At 29.2% G+C, this 22,627-nt stretch carries 20 protein-coding genes; 18 read left to right on the forward strand and 2 right to left on the reverse strand.

Going from position 1 to position 22,627, the window contains the following annotated elements:
- The first annotated feature begins 34 nt into the window (after positions 1-34).
- From PZA12_RS05280 to PZA12_RS05305, 6 genes are read left to right on the forward strand one after another with little or no spacing between them, the layout of a single operon-like run.
- Positions 35-787 carry a WecB/TagA/CpsF family glycosyltransferase gene (locus PZA12_RS05280; protein WP_077839588.1) on the forward strand — a complete coding sequence of 251 codons (753 nt, stop codon included), beginning with the start codon at positions 35-37 and terminating at the stop codon, positions 785-787.
- Positions 787-2,313 carry a murein biosynthesis integral membrane protein MurJ gene (murJ, locus tag PZA12_RS05285; protein WP_077843670.1) on the forward strand — a complete coding sequence of 509 codons (1,527 nt, stop codon included), beginning with the start codon at positions 787-789 and terminating at the stop codon, positions 2,311-2,313. Before PZA12_RS05280 ends, murJ begins: the two co-directional genes overlap by 1 nt.
- Positions 2,314-2,324: 11 nt before the next feature.
- Entirely contained in the window at positions 2,325-3,614 is a 1,290-nt protein-coding gene (locus PZA12_RS05290; protein WP_077843669.1) for a glycosyl transferase group 1, read from the forward strand.
- Positions 3,615-4,778, forward strand: a complete 1,164-nt coding sequence (locus tag PZA12_RS05295; protein ID WP_077843668.1) for a glycosyltransferase — start codon at positions 3,615-3,617, stop codon at positions 4,776-4,778. It begins immediately after the preceding gene.
- A complete protein-coding gene (locus tag PZA12_RS05300) occupies positions 4,762-5,985 on the forward strand; it encodes an O-antigen ligase family protein (RefSeq protein WP_078116449.1) in 1,224 nt (407 codons plus the stop codon). Before PZA12_RS05295 ends, PZA12_RS05300 begins: the two co-directional genes overlap by 17 nt.
- 55 nt (positions 5,986-6,040) lie before the next feature.
- Positions 6,041-6,691: a cyclodeaminase/cyclohydrolase family protein gene (locus PZA12_RS05305; protein ID WP_077843666.1), complete on the forward strand. Its 651-nt coding sequence runs from the start codon at positions 6,041-6,043 to the stop codon at positions 6,689-6,691.
- Positions 6,692-6,766: 75 nt separating this feature from the next.
- Here PZA12_RS05305 and PZA12_RS05310 read toward each other — a convergent pair whose 3' ends face one another.
- Complete coding sequence (locus PZA12_RS05310; RefSeq protein WP_168980941.1) at positions 6,767-6,919, reverse strand: clostri-philic family protein; 153 nt, start codon at positions 6,917-6,919, stop codon at positions 6,767-6,769.
- 316 nt (positions 6,920-7,235) lie between these two features.
- Here PZA12_RS05310 and PZA12_RS05315 point away from each other — a divergent pair, with 316 nt between their 5' ends.
- Complete coding sequence (locus PZA12_RS05315; RefSeq protein WP_078116448.1) at positions 7,236-7,733, forward strand: hypothetical protein; 498 nt, start codon at positions 7,236-7,238, stop codon at positions 7,731-7,733.
- Between the two features lie 246 nt (positions 7,734-7,979).
- Here the strand turns inward: PZA12_RS05315 and pdaA are convergent, their stop codons facing one another.
- Positions 7,980-8,867 carry a delta-lactam-biosynthetic de-N-acetylase gene (gene pdaA / locus PZA12_RS05320; protein WP_078116447.1) on the reverse strand — a complete coding sequence of 296 codons (888 nt, stop codon included), beginning with the start codon at positions 8,865-8,867 and terminating at the stop codon, positions 7,980-7,982.
- 565 nt (positions 8,868-9,432) lie between these two features.
- On the opposite strand from pdaA, the gene ychF reads away from it, so the two are divergent.
- The 11 genes from ychF to PZA12_RS05375 all read left to right on the forward strand — a co-directional run bounded on the left by ychF (position 9,433) and on the right by PZA12_RS05375 (position 22,625).
- Entirely contained in the window at positions 9,433-10,530 is a 1,098-nt protein-coding gene (gene ychF / locus PZA12_RS05325; RefSeq protein ID WP_103698174.1) for a redox-regulated ATPase YchF, read from the forward strand.
- A 307-nt stretch (positions 10,531-10,837) separates the two neighbouring features.
- Positions 10,838-12,652: a tetratricopeptide repeat protein gene (locus PZA12_RS05330; protein WP_103698175.1), complete on the forward strand. Its 1,815-nt coding sequence runs from the start codon at positions 10,838-10,840 to the stop codon at positions 12,650-12,652.
- 68 nt (positions 12,653-12,720) lie between these two features.
- The gene (locus PZA12_RS05335; protein WP_077843662.1) at positions 12,721-13,698 is read left to right on the forward strand and encodes a type I phosphomannose isomerase catalytic subunit; all 978 of its coding nucleotides are present in this window, start codon (positions 12,721-12,723) and stop codon (positions 13,696-13,698) included.
- Positions 13,699-14,032: 334 nt separating this feature from the next.
- The gene (locus tag PZA12_RS05340) at positions 14,033-14,893 is read left to right on the forward strand and encodes an undecaprenyl-diphosphate phosphatase (protein WP_077839577.1); all 861 of its coding nucleotides are present in this window, start codon (positions 14,033-14,035) and stop codon (positions 14,891-14,893) included.
- A 599-nt stretch (positions 14,894-15,492) separates the two neighbouring features.
- Complete coding sequence (locus PZA12_RS05345; RefSeq protein ID WP_078116445.1) at positions 15,493-16,590, forward strand: 6-phosphofructokinase; 1,098 nt, start codon at positions 15,493-15,495, stop codon at positions 16,588-16,590.
- Positions 16,591-16,684: 94 nt separating this feature from the next.
- Positions 16,685-17,461, forward strand: a complete 777-nt coding sequence (locus PZA12_RS05350; RefSeq protein ID WP_077839575.1) for a serine hydrolase — start codon at positions 16,685-16,687, stop codon at positions 17,459-17,461.
- Between the two features lie 539 nt (positions 17,462-18,000).
- Positions 18,001-18,927: an aspartate carbamoyltransferase gene (pyrB, locus tag PZA12_RS05355; protein WP_078116444.1), complete on the forward strand. Its 927-nt coding sequence runs from the start codon at positions 18,001-18,003 to the stop codon at positions 18,925-18,927.
- 1 nt (position 18,928) lies between these two features.
- Positions 18,929-19,360, forward strand: coding sequence for an aspartate carbamoyltransferase regulatory subunit (locus PZA12_RS05360; protein ID WP_078116443.1), 432 nt, complete (start codon positions 18,929-18,931; stop codon positions 19,358-19,360).
- A gap of 19 nt (positions 19,361-19,379) precedes the next feature.
- The gene (locus PZA12_RS05365) at positions 19,380-20,576 is read left to right on the forward strand and encodes a dihydroorotase (protein ID WP_078116442.1); all 1,197 of its coding nucleotides are present in this window, start codon (positions 19,380-19,382) and stop codon (positions 20,574-20,576) included.
- Positions 20,577-20,973: 397 nt separating this feature from the next.
- Positions 20,974-21,846, forward strand: a complete 873-nt coding sequence (pyrF, locus tag PZA12_RS05370) for an orotidine-5'-phosphate decarboxylase (protein WP_078116441.1) — start codon at positions 20,974-20,976, stop codon at positions 21,844-21,846.
- Positions 21,847-21,881: 35 nt separating this feature from the next.
- Positions 21,882-22,625 carry a dihydroorotate dehydrogenase electron transfer subunit gene (locus tag PZA12_RS05375; protein WP_103698176.1) on the forward strand — a complete coding sequence of 248 codons (744 nt, stop codon included), beginning with the start codon at positions 21,882-21,884 and terminating at the stop codon, positions 22,623-22,625.
- The last annotated feature ends 2 nt before the right edge of the window (positions 22,626-22,627 follow it).

The following is a 22,627-nucleotide window of genomic DNA, read 5'->3' on the forward strand; positions in this document are numbered from 1 at the left end:
AGAATTGTGCATTGCCTAAGTTTTAGGAGAGAATATGTTTACGAAAATACTTGATTTTAATATTTTTAATAGGGATAAAACTGCTTTAATGAACTATATTGAAAATTTTGAAAAGGTAAATATAATATCGGGAAATCCAGAAGTTCTCTTTAATGGATTAAATAATCCTGTACTTAAAAAGAATTTTGAAAGCGGGAGTTCAATTATTATACCTGATGGCGTTGGAACTGTTATTGCTTCAAAGATATTAAGAGAGCCCGTTAAAGAAAAGATAGCAGGAATAGATGTCTTTAGAGAGATATTAATTAAAGCAAATTTAGAAGAAAGATCTATATATTTATTAGGTTCAAAAGAAGAAACTATTAAGAAATGTGTTGAAAATATAAAGAATGAGTTTCCTAAACTAAAGATTTCTGGTTTTCATAATGGTTTTTTTGATTTAAATAATTGTAATGATATAATTGAAGATGTAAAAAGTGGGAATCCATGGGCCGTTTTTGTTGCAATGGGATCACCAAGGCAAGAGATATTTATTGAAAAGATTATTGGCGATTCAAATATTCATATTTTTATGGGTGTAGGTGGTGTTTTTGATATATTTGCAGGTGAACTTAAAAGAGCACCAAAATGGATGATATCTTTGGGATTAGAATGGTTATACAGAGTTATTAAAGAGCCATTTAGAATAAGAAGATTACTTGTTATTCCTAGATTCTTATTGTTAGTTATTTCAGAAAACTTAGCTAAAAGAGTAAGGATGATACTGTTTAAGGAAGAGGAAAAATAATGAAACAAAGAAGTAGCTTAATTAAATCTACATTTATTATAATGATAGTATCATTGATTAGTAGATTTTTAGGTTTTGCCAGAGATATGCTTATTGCTAAAAATTTTGGTGCTGGAATATATACTGATGCTTATAATATTGCAGTATCTATACCAGAGACAATATTCACTTTAGTTGGACTTGCAATTTCAACCGCATTTTTGCCAATGCTTAGCAAGGTTCGAGCTGAAAAGGGACAAAAAGAGATGAATGATTTTGCAAACAACATAATAAATATACTTTTTATTATATCATTATTTCTTTTTGCAATAACAAGTCTTTTTTCAAAGGAAATAGTTCATATATTAGGACCGGCTGAGGAAACAGGACTAATTGCAGTAAAGTTATTGAGAATAACCCTTGTAAATATTTTATTTTTATCTGTTAATGCATGTTTCACAGCATTATTACAAGTAAATGAAGATTTTGTAATTCCGTCCATTTTAGGATTGTTTTTTAATTTGCCTATGATATTATATTTATTGTTGTTTAAGAATTATGATATTTTAGGATTGACTATTTCAAATGTAATAGGTAATTTTTTCAGAGTAGCAGTTCAGGTACCATCGTTAGTTACACACCAATATAAATATAAACTTTTTATAAATCTTAAAGATGAGAGACTGAAAACAATTATGGTATTAATTCTTCCAGTAATTATTGGAGCTGGAGCCAACTCACTAAATATGGCCGTTGATCAGTATATTGCTTTGAAACTTCCAGAAGGTTCGGTTTCAGCTTTAAATTATGCTCAGAAGTTAATTGTTTTTATAAATGCAATTATAACAACATCGGTCACTAGCGTAGCATATCCTCTTATGGCTAATATGAGAAATAGAGGAGATGTACTTGGATTTTTAGAAATTTTAAAGAAATCAATCATATATTTGTCTATATTATTAATTCCAATTACTGTCGGCGTTATGATATTTAGTAGAGACATAATAACAATTGTTTATGCTAGAGGAGCGTTTACTGGTTATGCAATAAATATTACAACACTTGCATTACTAGGATATGGAGCAGGAATATTTTTTACAGGAGTAAGAGATATATTAAATTCAACTTTATTCTCAAGTGGAAAGACAAAAGTAACAGCAATAAATGGTATAATTGGTGTTGTGATTAACATAATATTTAGCATAACTTTATCTAAGTATATAGGTATTATGGGAATAGCATTAGCTTCAGTTATAGCTATGATAGTAACATCGGTACTCTTATTTATAAATATAATTAAATTAGAAAAAAGCTTTAACATAACAGAGATATTAAAAAAAGTAAGTATAATAATAATGAATTCAATAATCATGGGAGCGGTACTTTTAACGTTATTAATTTACTTCAAAAATAAATTTAATTCAATTACAATCCTATTACTTGGAGCGAGTATTGGAGCAGCTATATATCTTAGTTTATGTTATTTATTCAAGGTTGAAGAGCTAATAGAAATAAAAGAATTAATCTTAAAAAAGATAAAGAGATAGGAGGATGGTATATGAAGATATTATTTATTGCCTGCTATTCACCATTGATAAATAATTCAGCAGCTATTGAAACTTTACAATATCTAAATAAGTTAAGTGAGATTAATAATAATGAAGTACATCTTCTGACTGTTAATTTTCCTAAAGATTCAATATATTATGATGAAGTATTACGCTCTATGATGAATGATAAAATCAAAACGCATATTATTGATGGTGGACTTATCTTTAAAAAGTTTATGCCCAAAAATAGTGAAAGCTACAATAATTCGCCTTCAAAAATAGGAAATACCAATAGAAGAAAAGTGTTGCGGAAAATAAAAAATGCATTAGCGATACCAGATATGTATTATTCATGGGCAAGGAAAGCGGGAAGATATGGAATAGAGCTAATGGGGAAAGAAAAATTTGATGTTATATTTTCTATGCATGAGCCGCCATCTTCGCATTTATGTGCTTATTATATAAAAAAACATTATCCAAATGTACCATGGATTACTTATTGGAGTGATCCTTGGCTTAAAGATTCAACAAGAGAAAAATCTTTTATTGTAAAAAAGGTGCTAGAAAAAAATATGGAAAGAGATATTGTTAATCTGGCAGATAAATTTATATTTGTGACTGATGCAAATAGAGATGAATATTTAAAAGATTATAATATTTTAGATAATAGTAAGACATTTATATTAAATAGAGGTTTTGATGCGAAATTATACGATAAATTATTACATGAAGAAAAACCTAAGCTTATAAAGAAAGACAAACTTAATATAATCTATACAGGAGAAATATTTTCTAAACTTAGAGATATAAGACCTTTTGTAAAAGCACTTGAAGAAATAAAAGCAGAGAACTTAGAGATATATAACCAGTTAAATGTATTATTTTTTGGAAATATAGATGATATAGAGGCTAGGAAGAAACTTCAAAATTTAGAAATAGCCAATGTATCGCCTAGGATACCATTTGATGAGGCGCTTAAATATATGTTAAATGGAGAGGTTTTGCTTTTATTTGGTAATAAGAATTCAAAGCAAATACCAGCCAAGATTTATGACTATTTTGGGGCAAAGGGTAGGATATTTGTTATTTATGGGGATAAAGATGATCCGATTAAAAGAGTGGTAGAAAATCATAGAAAATGTGTTGTAACTGAGAATAATAGTAAAGAAATAAAAAATCATATCTATAAATTAATAGAAATTCATAAAAATAATGAGATATATTGTGAACCAGATGTTAATTATGAATGGAATTCAATTGTGGAAAGGCTAAACAATATATTAGAAGGAAGTGAATAAATGCACATAATGGTTATTCCATCTTGGTATTCATCTCCAAGAAACAAAGTTCATGGAAGTTTTTTTAAGGAACAATTTAAAGCTCTTTCAAATAGTGGAGAGAAGATTACTGTTGCATACAATGAAATTTGGCCTATTACTATGTTTGGAAAAATTCATGAAAAGAGAGGCATAAGTTTTAATATAGAAGATAACCTTAGAACTTATAGGTATAAAGATTATAATTATTTACCTAAAAGTCCATTAATGTTTAAGAGTTTCAATAAAAGAATGGATAAGATGTACCAAGAAATTGTTAAAAATGAAGGAAAGGTTGATATTATCCATGCTCATTCAGCCTTTTGGGGGGGAATAGCAGCTTCATATATAAGTAAGAAATATAATGTTCCATTAGTATTAACAGAACATTCATCTCTTAAGTATGCAAAGTATGCTAGAGAAAGTTATAAAAAATATATTTACAATGCTTATGAGAATTCGGATTATTTGATTGCAGTTGGGTCTGGATTAAAAAGAGAAATTCAAGAATATGTAAATAAGCCTGTTGAAGTTATTCACAACATGGTAGATTTGAATCTATTTTCTGTGGATGAAAATATTAAAAAGAGTGCCGATATAGATGAAGATTTTAAATTTTTTTCATGTGCTTTTCTTGAAGAAGGAAAGGGAATTGAATGTTTAATTAAAGCTTTTTCTAGAGCTTTCAAAAATGAAAATGTAAGCTTAAGAATTGGTGGAGACGGGACCATTAAACCATCATTGGAATCACTTATTAAAGAATTGAATATTGAAAAGCAGGTAATACTTCTAGGAGCTTTATCGAGGGAAGAAGTTTCAAAGGAAATGAAGAAATGTGATGCATTTGCATTACCATCTGAACATGAGACATTTGGAGTTGTATACATTGAAGCGCTTGCATGTGGAAAGCCAGTAATTGGAGCTGATAACGGTGGCGCAGAAGATATTATAAAAGAAGATAATGGAATAATAGCTAAAAAGAATGATGTGGAGGATTTAGCCGAAGCATTAAGAAAAATAAAAGAAAATCATAAAATGTATGATAAATATAAAATTAGGGAACAAACAATTTTTAGCTATTCAGAAAAAGTATTAGTTGAAAAGCTAAAAGGAGTGTATAAAAAAGTATATGAGAGAAGCAATTAAAAATATATATGATTTTTTAGATAATAAATTTTATTTTAAGTTATTGTACTTATTTGTAAGCTTAACATTTGTAACTATGCTCAAAGATGTGCCAGGAAGAAAAATTCTAAGTAATATAACACTAGCTTGGGGGATACTTTTAATTCTATTCATGGTTATCGAAGGATATAAAAGAAGAAAAATTTATAAATTTGATATTCCATTGGCATTATTTATGATACTAACTTTAATATTTAACATTTTTATTTATAGAAGTGTTGATAATATTAAAGTTTGGATAGTTAATTTAATTATATTTGTAGTAATATTCACAGTTGATGTATTTAAATCCAAAAAGAAACTTATTAAAGAGATGAACATAATTACTTATTTTTATGTAATATTTATGCTAGTTGCTTCTATTATATCGCTAGCAATGAGATATTCGGGAATAAATATAGAAATCGGACAAGTGGTATTTGGAGGTACAAAGGGAGTCTTTGAGAATGAAAATGCTCTTTCGATAGCATCTTCACTAGCTATAGTTATGTGTGTATACCTTAATTATATATCGAGAGGTCACAAGCTTAAGATGTTGTGGATAGGAAATATAATATTACAAGCGGTAACTATGATTGGTTCACATGGAAGAAGTGCATATTTGGTAATAATAGCTGTAATATATCTATCAATATTTATATACAGTAAAAATAAATATATTAGATCAGCACTTGTTTTAATACCAATACTTTTTTGTGGAGCATTTTTTGAAATGGTTAAAAGTCATTTGGAGGCTTTTACAACAGAGAGGAATATTATTTGGAATTCGGCATCTGTAGTAATAGAAAAAAATCCTTTGACTGGTGTGGGAAATAATAATCTTATAGAAGCGGTGAGAAACGCAAGAATAGGAAGTTATTTACCTGGAATTGAACTTGGAGGGATGCACAATATCTACGTGCAAATAGCCGCAGTAAATGGAATTATTTCATTACTTTTATTTCTTCTGTTCATAGGAATGATTTTGATGTTTATAATACAACATCTAGATAAGTTAATCAGAAGAGAGAAAAACCAGATGACAATAATAACTTCGATTATAGCAGGTATTCTTGCAGTAAACTTATTTGAAAGTGTATTAGTATATACAATAAGTTTTATTTCAATGATATTTTGGATATACTTAGGTTATCTAGTATCGATTCTAGACAATAAAAATATAGATTAGGTATAAGCAATAAGGAATATAAAAAATACGATTATAGATAGGGGAATAGTATTATATGAAATTTTGTGACGAAACTATAAAACAATTTTTAGGTGAATTAGAATCAGATTTGCCAGCTCCAGGTGGTGGAAGTGTAGCGGGTCTTATTGCAGCATTATCTGGTGCATTGAATTCTATGGTTTATTCTCTGACAGTAGACAAAAAGGCATTTATGAGTCTTCAGGATGATGAAAAAGAAAGTATAACAAAATTTCAAAAGGAATCTAAAGAGTTCACTGTAAGAAGCTTAGAACTTATGGAAGAAGATAGAGAAAACTTTTTGAAGTTAATGGATTCTTATAAGTTGCCTAAAGATACTGAAGAAGAAAAAGAAGAGAGAAAATTAGCTATAAAAGAGAATACTATAAAGTCTATGGAAGCACCTTTAATTTTAGCTAGAGAAAGCTTAGAATTTTATAAGAATCTTAACATCATGGCACAGTATGGAAATAAGATGTTATTATCAGATTTGGCAATTTCAGCAATTTTACTACATTGCTCTATAGAAAGTTCCATAATAAATGTTAAAGTAAATTTGAATGGGCTCAGAAATGAAGAATTTTTTGAGAGACTTGATAGTGAATTGGATAGTATTATAGAAAAATCAGCTAAAGAAAAAGAATTGATTACAGAAACAGTAAATAAAATAATTTATCCAAAAATGTAGCAATGCAAAAATCATTAATTATAAAAAGAGATACTTACCAAGGGTTCAATTAAAGTAAGTATCTCTTATGTTCTTTTATTCTATTGGTTCTCCATCAAAATTTTCGTATTCAGGTCTATTTTTTGGATCGCCAACATTATCTTGGTTAGCATGAAGTCTTCTCCTTCTTACACCTTTTTGCATTGGATTGCTTGATCCTGGTTTGTGTGGTCCATCTTTACGTGGCATATAATACACCTCCTTTTTTTATATTTTGTGCTCATATGAGGTTTTGATACGTTTAATTTTTTGGTGATTTAGGGATTAATAAAGGACTAAGGAATAATATTAACAAGTATTGAAAAAGATTGCATATATACTGTATAATATTTATTAACATAAGATATGTACTTTTAACATAAAAAATATGCATAATTTTTAAGTGAGTATATATTGTTATTTATTTTCAAATACAGATACATAAACCAATTATAATCTATATGAATAAGTTCAGATCTCACTTAGTGTGTCTATATATTATAGTAATTTTAAGGAGGAATTAGCATTGGAAAAAGAAAAATTTCCTATTGTTTTAAAGAAAAAAAATGGTGTAATGATAGGGGTTGCAATAATAGAGATAATTATAGGAATAATATTTGGAGCGTTACAAGGAGGATTAAAAAGTGCTCCTATGTGGGTGCTTTTTTTTGCAGGAATAGTTACTGCACTTTCTGTTTTTGTGGAATATAGTCAGGACATATTAATTAAAGAGGATGCAATAGAGTTTTATAGGAATAATGATTTGATAAAATCGATTAAGTATAGTAATGTAAAATCTATTTTTATAGGAAAAGGAAATGAGCCTAAAAATAAAAGGAAAGATTTTTTTATAATTAGCTTTTATAAAAATGATAAGAAGAAGAATAAAAATTCTGCGGAGGACACATACTTAATTAATCCTATGTCGTATAGCGCAGAGGATTTTAGCGTAATAAAGAATATTATTGTATCAAAAAATTCTTCTGTTAAAGTAAGCGAAGATGTAAGTAAATTTATGAAATAATAATTATATAAAATAGCTGGTTAGGAGATTGTTCAGAGAAGTTTCTTGACTTGCAATAACAATGAATAAATGACTATAGATTAAAAAATAAAAGTTAAAACATTTTAGCATGTAACTAAGATTTATTCAAAACATACTAAAATGATATAACTTTTATAGAATATCTATAGTTATTCTTGTTTTAAAAGTGTTTAAGTGAATTCAACCATTGTATGGAATTTTTAATATATTCTATAGCTGAATTTACTATTCTGTAGGTAGATCATTAAGTGATTTAAATTCATAACCTTCCTGCTGAAGTGTTTTAATAACTGATGACAATACTTTTGTATTTGTGTTTGAAACAGCATGTAGAAGCATTATGGAACCTGGATGGGCACCTTTGCATATTTTCTCCACAGCATAACTTTCTGAAGGTTGATTATTTACTAACCAATCTTTATAGGCAAAACTCCAGAATATAGTCTTATAGCCTAAATCCTTTGTCATTGCTAATGATTTTTTTGAATACTTACCCATTGGTGGTCTAAAAAACTTAGGCATATCCTGACCAGTAAGTTCTTTAAAAGCATTTTCTACTCCAGTAAATTCTGCCTCAAATTTTTCTTTATCACGTATTTGAGCCATAGAAGGATGATGAACTGTGTGATTTCCAACTACATGTCCTTCATCAACCATACGTTTAATTAGTTCTGGTTGAGTGTCTATGTATGGTTTGACAACAAAAAAGGCAGCAGGGACTTTGTATTCTTTTAATATATCTAAAATCTTTCCAGTGTTACCATTTTCATATCCTTCATCAAAAGTAAGATATAGAACTTTTTTTGAAGTATCACCTAGGTAATAAGCAGAATTTTCTTTTAAGAAGCTAACGGATTCCTTTGGGCCTTCCGCAATTTGATCTTTTCCTTTACCAACGTAATACCAGTTAAGTTCATCTTCATCACTAAAAGAAGAAAAAATATCTCTTATGTTATCAACATCTAAAATATCTCCAAACACGCCATCTTCTTGAAAACATTCATTTGAATCGATCTCATTATCACTTGCAGCAATTGCAGGCTTTGTAGGAACAAGAGTAATTAAATTCATTGCTAAAGAAAGAGCAATTAAAGATTTTATAGACTTATTCATTTTCTCACCTTCAATCTTAAAAATTTATATATTTAATTCAGATTTATTCAAGAAAAATATAAAGTGAAACTGATTCAGGTGGAGTTTGATCCACAACTGAATCTTAGTTGAATTTATCTAGAATCGTGCCATTGTTATCTCCCACTTAAAGAAGTGTTATATTACAGTAGCTAGACATAAGATAAAATTCAATTGAAGATATTGAATAAATGATTAACCAAGTATAGTATTTGAACATTGGGTAGGAATAACCGTGGTAAATTATATATAATTTTAGTTCAAAAGGAATACTTGCATATATGTCGCTTATCAGGTAAATCATATAATTATTTAAACGTAAGTTTATGGAAAATTAAATATTTATAATATAGATATAATTAGTTTTTTTACATTACTATTAAGTGCAGTATCTTTGCATATAATTTTTCTATGGTAATTGATTATTACAGATGCCTGAATATGCCTTTTGTAATAATATAAAGTTGAAATAAAAAAGGTTCTAGAGTATAATTTTTAAAGGTATATTAAAAGTTAGAAGTTAAAAGTGAGAAAGGAATGTACATAGATGAAATTAGGTATGGTAGGTTTACCAAATGTAGGTAAAAGTACGTTGTTTAATGCAATAACAAAGGCTGGGGCTGAATCAGCTAATTATCCATTCTGTACAATTGAGCCAAATGTTGGTGTAGTAAGTGTTCCAGATAAAAGATTAGACGTTTTAGAAAAAATGTATAATACAAAGAAAAAGGTATATACAGCAATAGAATTTTATGATATAGCAGGATTAGTTAAAGGGGCTTCAAAGGGTGAAGGTTTAGGAAATAAGTTTTTATCTCATATCAGAGAAGTTGCAGCAATTGTTCATGTTGTAAGATGTTTTGATGATGGAAATGTTGTTCATGTTGAAGGTTCTGTTGATCCTATAAGAGATATAGAAACTATAAATTTAGAATTAATTTTTTCAGACTTAGAAGTTTTAGAGAGAAGAATGGAAAAATCTATAAAGCTTGCAAGATCTGGTGATAAGACTGCTAAATTTGAATATGGAGTAATGGAAAGAATTAAAGAACATTTAGAAGCAAACAAACCAGTTAGAACTTTAGAAGTTACTGATGAAGAAGAGGCATTTATAAAGAGTTTATTTTTAATTACTTCAAAGCCAGTTCTATATGCTTGTAACATCTCTGAGGATGATGTTATGGAAGGTAATTTTGATAATGATTATGTTAAAAGAGTTAAGGAATATGCAGCTAGTGAAAATTCAGAAGTTATGGTTGTAAGTGCTAAAATTGAAGAAGAATTATCAGGTCTTGATGATGAAGAAAAAGCTGAAATGTTAGGTGAATATGGTTTAGATGAATCAGGATTAGATAAATTAATTGAAGCTAGCTACAAATTACTTGGGCTTATGAGTTTCTTAACAGCCGGAGTACAAGAAGTAAGAGCTTGGACAATCAAAAGAGGAACTAAAGCACCAGCAGCGGCAGGTAAGATTCACTCTGATATCGAAAGAGGATTTATAAGAGCAGAAGTGGTTTCTTATAATGATTTAGTTGAATGTGGTTCAGAAGCTGCAGCTAAGGAAAAAGGTAAGTTTAGACTAGAAGGAAAAGACTATATAATGCAAGACGGAGATGTTGTTAACTTTAGATTTAATGTATAATTATCTAAAAAATAGCATTTAAAGCACTAAAAAAGAGCAGGATTAAAATCTTGCTCTTTTTTAGCAATAAGGAGAATACAAAATATTAATGATATAGGAATATTTAAAGGCAGAAAATTTAATTCGATATTGTATTAAAAATTTTAATCTAGTAGTTTATTGATTTAAAATGTAAAAGTTTTAATATATTTATGAATATATAGTTACAATTTAATGAATGTTAGTCAAAAAGTAGATTTTTATATCAAAGTTTGTTAAAATAGAGGACAAGTATGAATTGATTATAAAAGTAAGGTGTGATTTATTCGTGAAGAAATCAGTTATAGAGTATATAAACGATTTTAAAAATAGCAAATATTTTACGTACATAAATGATTTGAAAAAAAGTAAGTATTTTAGATACATAAGCGACCTCAAGAAAGACAGATATTTTACTCCACCTGTAATTATAGTAATTTGTCTAAGTGCAGTTATGATAACCAATGTAATCTCTAAATCTAGAATTGAGCCATCAAAAGATAAGCTTACTATTGCAGCTAACAGTGCTGAAGAGAATTTTTATAATGATAAGTATGATGCTGCGATTGAAGAATATAATAAGTATCAAGAAAAAGATGAATGGCCAATATGGAATTTAAAGATTGCAGAAATTTATTCAGTAAAAGGAGATTTTGCAGATTCGAATGAGCTTCTTACAAAAGTTTATTTAGCTAGAAATAAGATAGTTGATGGTAAGAAGCAAAAAAATATAGAAAATTTTGAGTCTAAAGATAGAGAACTTACCAATTACATAGTGTTTACGTCTTTTATGAACGGAGATTATGATAAGGCATTACAATATGGCGAATTGTTTTTGATGGATTACCCAACAGATAAGAATTTGTTAAAGACAATGTTTAGTATTTATATGGCAAATGATAAGAAAGATAAAATGAAAGAAATAATTGATAACTACCCAAGAGATGATGAAAATGCATCTGATTTGGCAGATTTAGCTAGAATGAATATGATGATGAATAATTTAGATCAAGGACTTTTATTATTAAAAGATGCATGGCATAAAGATAAAAATGAAGTTAAGGTTTTTGATGTAATAACACAAATTGCGGAATATAATAAGAATGACATTTTAAATAAGATTTCAGCACTTGAGAAAAAAGATTCAGGTGAACTTGCATATAAGATGTGGCAAGCAGAGATTTATTCTAAAGATAAGGATTCTGCTGAAAAAGCTAATAATTTAATTAGTGAATTAGAAGATAAGGATGTTGGAAGTATAAATTTAGCACTTATTAAATCTAATACATATCAGAATTTAGGTGAATCAGAAAAAGCTAGAGATGTTATAAATGAAATGATAAAGAGTGATCCAAACTCATTTATAGGATATCACGCAATGTCATTGGAAGATTATGATGATGAAAATTATGATGATGCACTTAAGAATTGCGAAAAGAGTATATCTCTAAACAAAGACTATGCAGATAACTATGGATTCTTGATGCCAGAGATAATGGAGAAACAAGATAAGAGTGAAAATGCAGAGCCGTATTTTAGAACTGCTTTATATAAGGAACCTTTTAATTATAATATATTAATTAAATTAGCAGAGTATTATGGAAATACAGTTAAGGATAGTTCTAGGGCATTATACTATTATACCTTAGCATCTAAAATGAATCCTAATGATGCAGAAGTATATTATAATATGGCATTAATTAAAGTAGCAAATCAAAGACAAGACGAAGCTATAGATTTATTGAAAAAGAGTATAGCAATAAACTCAAAAGAAATTAAATATCATAGGGCTCTAGGAACTGTGTATTTAAATAAAGAAAAAGGTGAGGATGCTCTTAAGGAAATAAGAGCGGCATATGCTATTGATAAAAATGATATACTAACGCTAAATAATGCTGGATGTTATTATGTAGCTATAGAAGGAGATTTAAGTAGAGGTCTAGTTAATTTTAAGGCAGCATATGATGGCATAAATGATAAAACAAGTGAAGAGGATAAAGATACAATAAGCGAAAATTATAATAGAGTAAGGAATTTATCTGATGCATATAATAAAAGAAACGGGGCAACATTAAAAATACCAGATTTAAAATTATTTTATTAAGATAATTATTTATATAATACAAACTTGGAAACAAGTATAAAATAGTCATTTGATAGGGGGAGAGTAGTATGTATCCAATTAAGTTTGAAAACCTATATTACGAGAGAATATGGGGTGGAAAGCACCTAGAGAAATTTAGAAATAATGTTCCAGAAGGTGTAATAGGAGAAAGTTGGGATATAGCTTGTCATAAAAATGGGACTGGTAAAGTAGAAAATGGAGAATTAAAAGGTAGAACATTTGATGAAATAATAAATTTATATGGAGAAAAACTTTTAGGTACTGAAATAAGTACTAAAGAATTTCCACTTTTAATTAAACTAATAACAGCAGAAGATAAACTTTCAGTCCAAGTCCATCCTGATGATGAGTATGCAAATAAGGTTGAAAAAGATTCTGGAAAGACAGAAGCTTGGTATGTAGTTGATGCAGAAGAAAATGCTTCATTAATAGTGGGAACAAAAGATTGCGATAAGGAAAAATTTAAGAAAGCAATAGAAGAAGGGGAATTAGATAAGTACTTAAATAAGATTCCGGTTAAAAAAGGCGACTTTTTCTTTGTGCAAAGCGGATTGGTTCATGCTATATGTGAAGGGGTATTAATTGCTGAAATTCAACAAAATAGTGACACTACATATAGAGTTTACGACTATAATAGAGGCCGTGAAATTCATGTAGAAAAGGCATTAGATGTAATAGATTTTTCTCTTAAAGGGGAAAATTCAAAAGGAATTCTAATTGAAAGAGATGGGTATGATAAATCATATCTTTGTTTAGACGAATATTTTACAATACAAAAATATAAAATTACTACATCTGTAAAAGAAAAGAGCGATGAGGAAAGATTTTATTTATTTACATGTGTTGAAGGAAACGGTGTAATTAAATATAGTGGTGGAGAAGAAAAAATACTTATGGGAGATAGTATCTTCATTCCAGCAGCTCTTGGAGATTACGAATTAGTTGGTAATTTTACAGTACTAAAGAGCTACGTACCAAACATAAAAAATGAAGAAAAAAGCATAATGAGTGTAATAGAGAAATAATTATAATAAAGATTAAGGGGGAACTATTAAGTTGCTCCTTAATTGTTTGAGTAACTTGTAAAATAAGAATTTGATTAAAAAATAGTCATTATATTTATATATTGAAATAATAAATTGTGTTTAGGATTTTATAAGCATTAAAATTGGACAAGGCGTTATTTATCTTAGAGATAGAGAGCAAAGTAAATTTAGGTGAGAATGAAGAGAACTATAGTGGATTTATAAAAAAAATTAATAAATTTTTAATATGAAATAAAGCCTAATAGGTTTAAAATATATTAATATGGTTAAAAAAGTAAATAACTAAACAAAAAAGAAAGAGAGTGAAAATTAAGTGGGATTGGATATTTTATTTATAATCAAAGCTATAATAATAGCAATAGTTGAAGGATTAACAGAATTTATTCCAGTGTCATCAACTGGACATATGATACTGGCTTCAAGCATAATTAATTTTAAAGGTGACTTTGTTAAAATGTATGAGGTTGTAATTCAGTTAGGGGCAATATTAGCTGTTGTTGTTTTATATTGGAAGAAGATAAAAGACAGCGTAATTGAATTTTTCAGATATATATTTACAAAAGGAAAAGAAGGTAAAACAGGCTTTAACTTTGGTATAAATGTAATAATAGGATGCATACCAATGTTGATAATAGGATTATTATTTTATAAAAAGATAAAAAGTTTATTTAATCCTGAAGCTGTTGTTATAGGCTTTATAGTTGGAGGTATTCTATTAATAATAATTGAAAACATGTTTAGAAAAAGTAATAAGCATGCAACAAAGAGTTTAGATAGTATAACTCCAATGCAAGCTCTAAAGGTAGGAGTATTACAAGTACTTTCAGTATGGCCAGGAATGTCAAGGAGTGCATCGACTATTATGGGAGGATGGATTGCAGGCCTTTCAACACCAATAGCTGCTGAATTTTCATTCTTTTTAGCTATTCCAGCTATGATAGGAGCATCTGCAAAAGATCTTATGGAATTTGATTATTCAGGAATGAATATGACTTCATGGATTTCATTAGTAGTAGGTTTTATTGTGGCATTTGTAGTGTCAGTCATTGTTATGGATAAATTTGTTTCTTATTTGAAGAAAAGACCAATGCGTGTATTTGCAGTGTATAGAATAGGTGCAGGTATAGTATTTGGAATACTTATGTTCTTTGGTTTTTTAAATTTCACATTATAAAAAGAAAGAGTTGGATTAGCTGCACGCTAATTCAACTTTTTTTATAAAAAGAATTAAATTTAACTGATAAAACAAATAGGTGTATTTAAATAGTAAATTTATATTTATCATTTAAATACGTTAAGAGTTTAATTAGGATTAAAATGTAGAAACGCAATTAAGCATATATGTTAGAAAGAAACGTAAATAACGATAACACTTAAGATTAATTATTATAAGAAGTTAATTATAAGCTAATAGTTAATAATCTACGGAATTTATTAATAAAAATAGAAATAACACTTCTAAATATTAATTTATAAAATATAATACTTAATGTAAGTTTGGGTATAGTAATTAATGTAGGTAAAATTCAAAATAGTCTTTCTTTAGAATAAGTTTGGGTCAAAATTCCTAGGAATAATAATGAAGATTTAAGAGAAACGACTAAATATTAAAATTAAAAATTTCAATTCTTATTTAAAGAATGAATATATTGTAAATTAATACTTTTCATAAATTAAAGTTTGTGATATTATTAAGTAAATAGTCAGAAAATAATGATAATTTAATCGGAACAATAATTTCCAATGAAGATTATGGTATAGGGGGATTAGAAGATGTCCAAAGATATTAAAAAGATAGCTCTATTAACTGGAGGAGGAGATTGCCCAGGCTTAAATGCAGTAATAAGTGCAGTAACGAAATCAGCAATTTTAAATTATGGATGTGAAGTTATTGGATATAAATTCGGTTACAGAGGATTATATAACAATGATTTTATTTCATTAGATTTAGGAGCTGTATCAGGCCTTATATCAAGAGGAGGAACAATTCTTTATAGTTCAAATAAAGATAATTTGTTTGATTACTCAGTAGAAGAAAATGGTCAAATAGTAAAAAAAGATGTATCAGATGTAGCAGTTGAGAATTTGAAAAAAGAGGGTGTAGACGTTTTAGTTGTAATTGGTGGAGATGGAACATTAACATCAGCTAGAGATTTTTCGAGAAAGGGAGTAAATGTTATTGGTGTTCCAAAGACCATAGATAATGATTTAGGGTCAACTGATGTAACGTTCGGCTTTAATACAGCTATAGGTATAGCAACAGAAGCATTAGATAGACTGCATACAACTGCAGAATCTCATCATAGAATTATGATTTTAGAAGTTATGGGAAGAAATGCAGGTTTTATAGCATTGGAATCAGGAATAGCTGGTTCAGCAGATGTTATACTACTACCTGAAATTCCATATGATATAAATAAAGTTGTAGAAAAAATTGAGGATAGAAAAAAACATGGAAAGTTATTCACTATAATTGTTGTAGCAGAGGGTGCAAAACCTAAGAACGGCGATGTTATAGTATCTAAGATAGTTGAAGATAGTCCAGATCCAATTAGACTTGGTGGTATTGGAAATAAGATAGCTGAAGATTTGGAAAAGTTAGTTAAGGATAGAGAAGTTAGATGTACAGTTCTTGGTCATATACAAAGAGGTGGAACTACATCAACATATGATAGAATATTATCAACAAGATATGGTGTTGAAGCAGTAGAGCTTATTAATAAAGGTAAGTTCGGAAGCATGGTATGTTTAAAAGGTAATGAAATTACTTATGATAGTCTAGAAAATGTCATTGGTAATAACAAAAAAGTAGATCCAGATGGAGAGTTAGTAGCTGTAGCTAAGAGAATAGGGATATCATTTGCCGATTAGTTAACTTAATATGAGTGCTAAATTATACTAGTAATTTAGTACTCATGAGATACCTAATGACATTTAGTAGTATTTTTAGAAAGCGGTGGGTATTATGAAAGAAATAAAAAGATATTTAGAGTCCAGAATAGGAACATATTCATTTTTCTTTGAGGATTTAGAAAGTGGTTTTAGTTATGGATACAATGAAAATGTTCAAATGACAAGTGCAGGGTGCATGAAATTGCCGATAGCAGTATCTATAATAAAACATGTTCAAGAAGGGAACAGTACATTTTTAGATAAAATAAAAATTGAAGAAGAAGATAAAGTTTATGGAACAGGAATACTCCATGAATTTGATAATAGAGAATATACTATATTTGAATTGTTAGTTGCAATGCTTATACAAAGTGATAATACTGCAGCAAATAAGCTCATAGATATAGTTGGTATGGATAAGATAAATGACGATATAGAAGCACAAGGATTGAAAAATACTAAATTAAATAGAAAAACTTCAGATGAAAGAGCTGTAAGTAATGGAATTGAAAATATAACAAGTGCTTTAGATCTATCAAAGATATGGAAACACTTATATAATTCAAGCTTTTTAGATGAGAAAAATAGCAAAATGCTTATGGATATATTACAAAGACAACAAATGAAAAACAAATTAGCACTTTATATACCTGATGATTTAAAATATGAAATATCAAGTAAGACAGGTGATAAGGCTAGCGTTGAAAACGATACAGCTTTGATCCACTCACCAAAAGGATCTTTTACATTTACTGTTCTTTCAATGGGAATTCCTAATAGCGTTTATGGAACAGTTACTCTTGCTAAATGTGGAAAAATGATGTGGGATAACATAATGAACAACTTTTAGAGACATAATTAATAACTCCTAGAAAACTAGGAGTTATTTTTATAACCTAATTAAAATTTAAACTAATTTAGCTGAAATTTATATAAATAATTTTTATTGACACAACCTCAAAGAAATGGTATTCTTACACAAAGAATAACCTTTAATTTGATTCAGAGAAATCAATAAGGAAGTTATATAATACCAATGATCTAGGATTATTATGCCTTCCTTTATATTAAGGAAGCTTTTTTATTCTCTAGAAATTTATATTTAAGTTAAATCTGTGGATAAGTTATGAAAAAGACAGATTTAGAAAGCTACGGTTTGTAAGGAGAATAAAAAAGAAAATATATTCGCCTGCATAAAATGTTCTTAAATGCAGCATAGCTGCCAATTCTGATGTGCAGATTTTTCTCACATGCGTTCGAAAAGGCAGATGCGTAAAAAAAATCTACGGCTCCACAGTCGCCTGCGATTTTTTTTATTATAAAGGATTAGTATTATATAATTTTTCCCTTTAAATTAACACAGAGAGGTTAAGAAGGAGTGATAATAAAATGATAAAAGATATTAAACATCTAATAGAGCCTATGGATTTTACAGTAGAGGAATTAGATGAAATATTCAATTTAGCACATCAAATAATCGCACATCCAAAAGAATTTTCTCATATTTGTGACGGGAAAATTTTAGCTACATTATTTTATGAACCAAGTACGAGAACAAGATTGAGCTTTGAAGCTGCAATGATGAGACTTGGTGGTAAAATTCTCGGATTTTCAGAGCCGAATTCAACATCAATTTCTAAAGGAGAAACTTTAGCTGATACAATTAAAATGGTATCAATATATTCAGATATAATAACAATGAGACATCCAAAAGAAGGTGCAGCAAAAGTTGCAAGTATCTATTCTAATGTTCCAATAATTAATGCCGGAGATGGTGGGCATCAACATCCAACTCAAACTCTAGCAGATTTACTTACCATTACAAGCTTAAAAAATGGTTTAAACAATCATAAAATCGGAATTTGCGGGGATTTAAAATTTGGAAGAACCGTACATTCGTTAATAAAAGCAATGTCTAGATATAAAAATAACAAGTTTGTATTAATATCACCAAAAGAACTTGCTATACCACAATATATAAGAGAAGAAGTTTTAGCGAAAAATCATATTGAATATATAGAGGTAGAAAAATTAGAAGATGTAATTGAAAGTCTTGATATCTTATACATGACAAGAGTTCAAAAGGAAAGATTCTTTAATGAAGAAGAGTATTTAAGACTAAGAGATAGTTATATATTAGACAGAGCGAAGATGGGTTTGGCTAAAGACGATATGATAGTAATGCACCCGCTGCCAAGAGTAAATGAAATTGCTTATGAGGTAGATGAGGATAGAAGAGCTTCATACTTTAAGCAAGCTGAATACGGAATGTATGTGAGAATGGCGTTAATGATTAAGCTTTTGGGGGTGATGTAAGATGCTTGAAATAACAAGTATTAAGAATGGAATAGTAATTGACCATATCCAAGCTGGAGTTGGAGTTAAAATATTTAAGTACTTAAAACTAGACACTAATGATTGTAGTGTTGCTCTGATAATTAATGCAGATAGTAAGAAGCTTGGAAAGAAAGATATAATTAAGATAGAAAATTGCTTTGAACTTGACTATACTGTTTTAGGCCTGCTCTCACCTACAATAACAATTTGTGAAGTAAAAGATGAAATAATAATAAATAAAGTTACGCCAACGCTACCTGATAAAGTTGAGAATATAATTAAGTGTAAAAATCCAAGCTGCATAACTAGTCAGGAAGAATATGTACCTCATTCTTTTATTTTAGTAGATAAAGAGAATGGAAGATATAGATGTGAATATTGCGATGAGATAACAAAGCTTTCAGAAATTTAGAAGAATTAAGAGGTGTTATATGAAACTGTTAATTAAAAACGCGAGGATAGTAGATGTAACCCAAGATTTTATAGGCGACATCTATATTAAGGACGGGATAATTGAAGAAATAGGGCAAAAGATCTTTAAGAAAGATGTAGAAATTATTGAGTGTGAAGGAAAGATCTTAATGCCATCATTTATAGATACACATGCACATTTTAGAGATCCAGGTCTTACATGGAAGGAAGATATTGAAACAGGATCTAGAGCAGCACTAAAAGGTGGTTATACAGGAGTTTGCCTTATGGCAAATACAAATCCTATATGTTCATCAAAAAAGGTTCTAGAGTATGTAAGAAATAAATCTAAAGATATTAATTTAATAGATATTCATCAATGTTTATCAGTAACAAAGGATTTTGATGGAGTGACATTAACTCATTTAGAAGAGCTTTCAGGTGATAAGGAAATTAAAGCAATTTCAGATGATGGAGTTGGCATATCAAACTCCAATACAATGCTTGAAGCGATGGAAATTGCGAAGAAGAATAACTGGGTTATAATGTCTCATGCTGAAAGTCCTGAGTTCTCAAAAGTAGATATGAGGATAGCTGAGAATATGATGACAATAAGAGATGTAGAATTAGCTAAACTGAGTAAAGCTAGATTACACATGTGTCATGTCAGTACAAAGGAAGCCATAAAATGTATAATTGATGGGAAAGTGAGTGGCGCAAATATAACACTTGAGGTTACTCCCCACCATATTGGTCTAACAAGAGATATAAATGATTATAGAGTAAATCCTCCAATTAGAGAAAAAGAGGATGTAGAGGCAATAATAAATGCTATAAAATTAGGTATGGTTGATACAATAGGAACGGACCATGCTCCACATACAGCAGAGGAGAAGATGAAAGGTTCACCTGGAATGGTTGGAATAGAGACTGCATTTTCAATATGTTATACGAAATTAGTGAAAGAGAACAATATTTCACTAAATAAATTAAGTGAGCTTATGTCATATAATCCTGCAAAGCTTCTAGGAATGAATAAAGGAAAAATTAGCATTGGAGTAGAAGGGGATTTAGTTTTAGTTGATATTGATAAATGCCTAAAAGTGAATCCAGAAGAATTTGCATCAAAGGGTCGGAATACGCCATTTACAGGTATGGAATTCTACGGTGAAATTCTTATGACAATAAAGGGTGGAGAAATTAAGTATACACATTAGAAAAAGGCGCGAAGCGCAATAAAGAACAGTCCACATTAGAAAAAGGCGCGAAGCGTAACAGATAACATTTGATATTAAAAAAAGTGCGCAGCACAAAAGAGGACATTTTGTATTAAAAAAGCACACACATATGAAATATGAGAGAATCGCAATAAAGAACTTTTTGGTGAATTAAGAACATTTCATATCAAAAAAAGCGTACAGCTCGATAAAGAACTTTTAAGCGCAACTATGATTATAAATTAGGAAGCGGACACGTGTAAAATAAGAGTGGCTTAAATAATATCATAAGTAAAAAATAGAGAACATAATTAGGAAAATTATAAGATATGAGTCCCTAAAGGAATTAATTGTGAATTCTGACTGCGGACTAAATAGGGTTGGAGGGAGATTTGAAATGACAAATTACATAATTGATAAATTATACAATAGAGTTGAAGAAAGAGGAGTAGTTTGTGTAGGGTTGGATACTGCATTAAGCTATATTCCAGATCATATAAAAGAAGGCAGAACTGACAGTGAAGCTATCTTTGAATTCAATAAACAAATAATAGATGCGACATGTGATGTATCAGCATGCTTTAAGGTGCAGATTGCTTACTATGAAGCATTAGGATTAGAAGGATTAATTGCCTATAAAAAGACTTTAGATTATTTAAGAGAGAAAGATGAAATTATAATAGCTGATATTAAAAGAGGCGATATAGCAGCGACAGCAACTATGTACGCAAAGGCTCATTTTGAAGGGGACTTTGAGGCAGATTTTATAACGCTAAGTCCATATATGGGAATGGATAGTATTGAACCATACTTGCCTTATTTAGAAAAGGGAAGTAAAGGTGTGTTTAGCTTAGTAAGAACTTCAAATCCAGGTGCAGAAGATATTGAGTATCTAGATACTACTGGAGATAAGAAAGTTTACGAAGTTGTAGCAGATAAAATAACTGAAATGGGGAAAAACTATACTGGAAATTGTGGATATACTGCGATAGGAGGAGTTATAGGTTGTACTTATGTTGAAGAAGGAAAGAAAATAAGATCAAATTATAGCAATATGTTTTTCCTAATACCTGGATATGGTGCACAAGGCGGGAAAGCTGAAGATGTTGCACTATATTTAAACAATGGAAATGGTGGGGTTGTAAATTCTTCAAGAGGAATACTCCTTGCTTACAAAAAAGAAAATAGAGAAAAAGAGTTTGCTTTATGCGCTAGAGAAGAAGCAATAAAGATGAGAGATGCAATAAGAGAAGCAGTGAAGAACGTATAAATTTTATATTAAAGATAACTTAAGGAGGCAGGGTTATGGCTATAACTTACAGAAATGCAAAAGTAGTTTCAAATAAGGAAATCTCGAAAGATATATATAAATTAGTAGTAGAAGATGATGCAGAAATAAAGGCAGGTCAATTTTATATGTTAAAACTAAATGGTGCAACATTTCTGCCAAGACCAATAAGTATATGTGAAAAATTTGAGAATAAACTAACATTTTTATATGCTGTTGTAGGAAACGGAACTAAAGAATTTACAAAGCTAAAAGAAGATGATCAAATAAGCTTAACAGGGCCTCTTGGAAATGGGTTTGATTTAGAGAAAGAATATAACAAGGTAGCACTAGTTTCAGGGGGAATTGGAACAGCACCAATGCTTGAACTAGCAAAGAAATTAAGAAAGAAAAATCCAGATCAAAAGATAGATCTTTATGCAGGATTCAGAGATGATGTTTACTTAATAGATGAGTTAAAGGAATACGTAAATGAAGTTTATATATCTACAAACACTGGAAAACATGGTCATAAAGGATTTGTTACTGAAATTCTAAAACCAGAAGATTACGATACAGTTTTATGCTGCGGACCAGAGATTATGATGAAAAAAGTTATAGATATGTGCAAAGAAAAGAATGTGGCGGTTTATGTATCTATGGAAAAGCATATGGCATGTGGAGTGGGTGCATGTTTAGTATGTACTTGTAAAACAAAAGATGGACATAAGAGAACGTGTAAAGATGGTCCAATATTTGATGGATACTATGTTGAACTATAATA

Origin of the sequence: Clostridium beijerinckii, assembly GCF_036699995.1 — a bacterium.
GTDB classification, from domain to species: Bacteria; Bacillota; Clostridia; order Clostridiales; family Clostridiaceae; genus Clostridium; species Clostridium helianthi.

Coding starts and splice junctions, on each gene's coding strand:
- PZA12_RS05280 (WP_077839588.1), top strand. CDS start 35: ATGTTTACGAAAATACTTGATTTTAATATTTTTAATAGGGATAAAACT.
- murJ (WP_077843670.1), top strand. CDS start 787: ATGAAACAAAGAAGTAGCTTAATTAAATCTACATTTATTATAATGATA.
- PZA12_RS05290 (WP_077843669.1), top strand. CDS start 2,325: ATGAAGATATTATTTATTGCCTGCTATTCACCATTGATAAATAATTCA.
- PZA12_RS05295 (WP_077843668.1), top strand. CDS start 3,615: ATGCACATAATGGTTATTCCATCTTGGTATTCATCTCCAAGAAACAAA.
- PZA12_RS05300 (WP_078116449.1), top strand. CDS start 4,762: ATGAGAGAAGCAATTAAAAATATATATGATTTTTTAGATAATAAATTT.
- PZA12_RS05305 (WP_077843666.1), top strand. CDS start 6,041: ATGAAATTTTGTGACGAAACTATAAAACAATTTTTAGGTGAATTAGAA.
- PZA12_RS05310 (WP_168980941.1), bottom strand. CDS start 6,919: ATGCCACGTAAAGATGGACCACACAAACCAGGATCAAGCAATCCAATG.
- pdaA (WP_078116447.1), bottom strand. CDS start 8,867: ATGAATAAGTCTATAAAATCTTTAATTGCTCTTTCTTTAGCAATGAAT.
- ychF (WP_103698174.1), top strand. CDS start 9,433: ATGAAATTAGGTATGGTAGGTTTACCAAATGTAGGTAAAAGTACGTTG.
- PZA12_RS05335 (WP_077843662.1), top strand. CDS start 12,721: ATGTATCCAATTAAGTTTGAAAACCTATATTACGAGAGAATATGGGGT.
- PZA12_RS05345 (WP_078116445.1), top strand. CDS start 15,493: ATGTCCAAAGATATTAAAAAGATAGCTCTATTAACTGGAGGAGGAGAT.
- PZA12_RS05350 (WP_077839575.1), top strand. CDS start 16,685: ATGAAAGAAATAAAAAGATATTTAGAGTCCAGAATAGGAACATATTCA.
- pyrB (WP_078116444.1), top strand. CDS start 18,001: ATGATAAAAGATATTAAACATCTAATAGAGCCTATGGATTTTACAGTA.
- PZA12_RS05360 (WP_078116443.1), top strand. CDS start 18,929: ATGCTTGAAATAACAAGTATTAAGAATGGAATAGTAATTGACCATATC.
- PZA12_RS05365 (WP_078116442.1), top strand. CDS start 19,380: ATGAAACTGTTAATTAAAAACGCGAGGATAGTAGATGTAACCCAAGAT.
- pyrF (WP_078116441.1), top strand. CDS start 20,974: ATGACAAATTACATAATTGATAAATTATACAATAGAGTTGAAGAAAGA.
- PZA12_RS05375 (WP_103698176.1), top strand. CDS start 21,882: ATGGCTATAACTTACAGAAATGCAAAAGTAGTTTCAAATAAGGAAATC.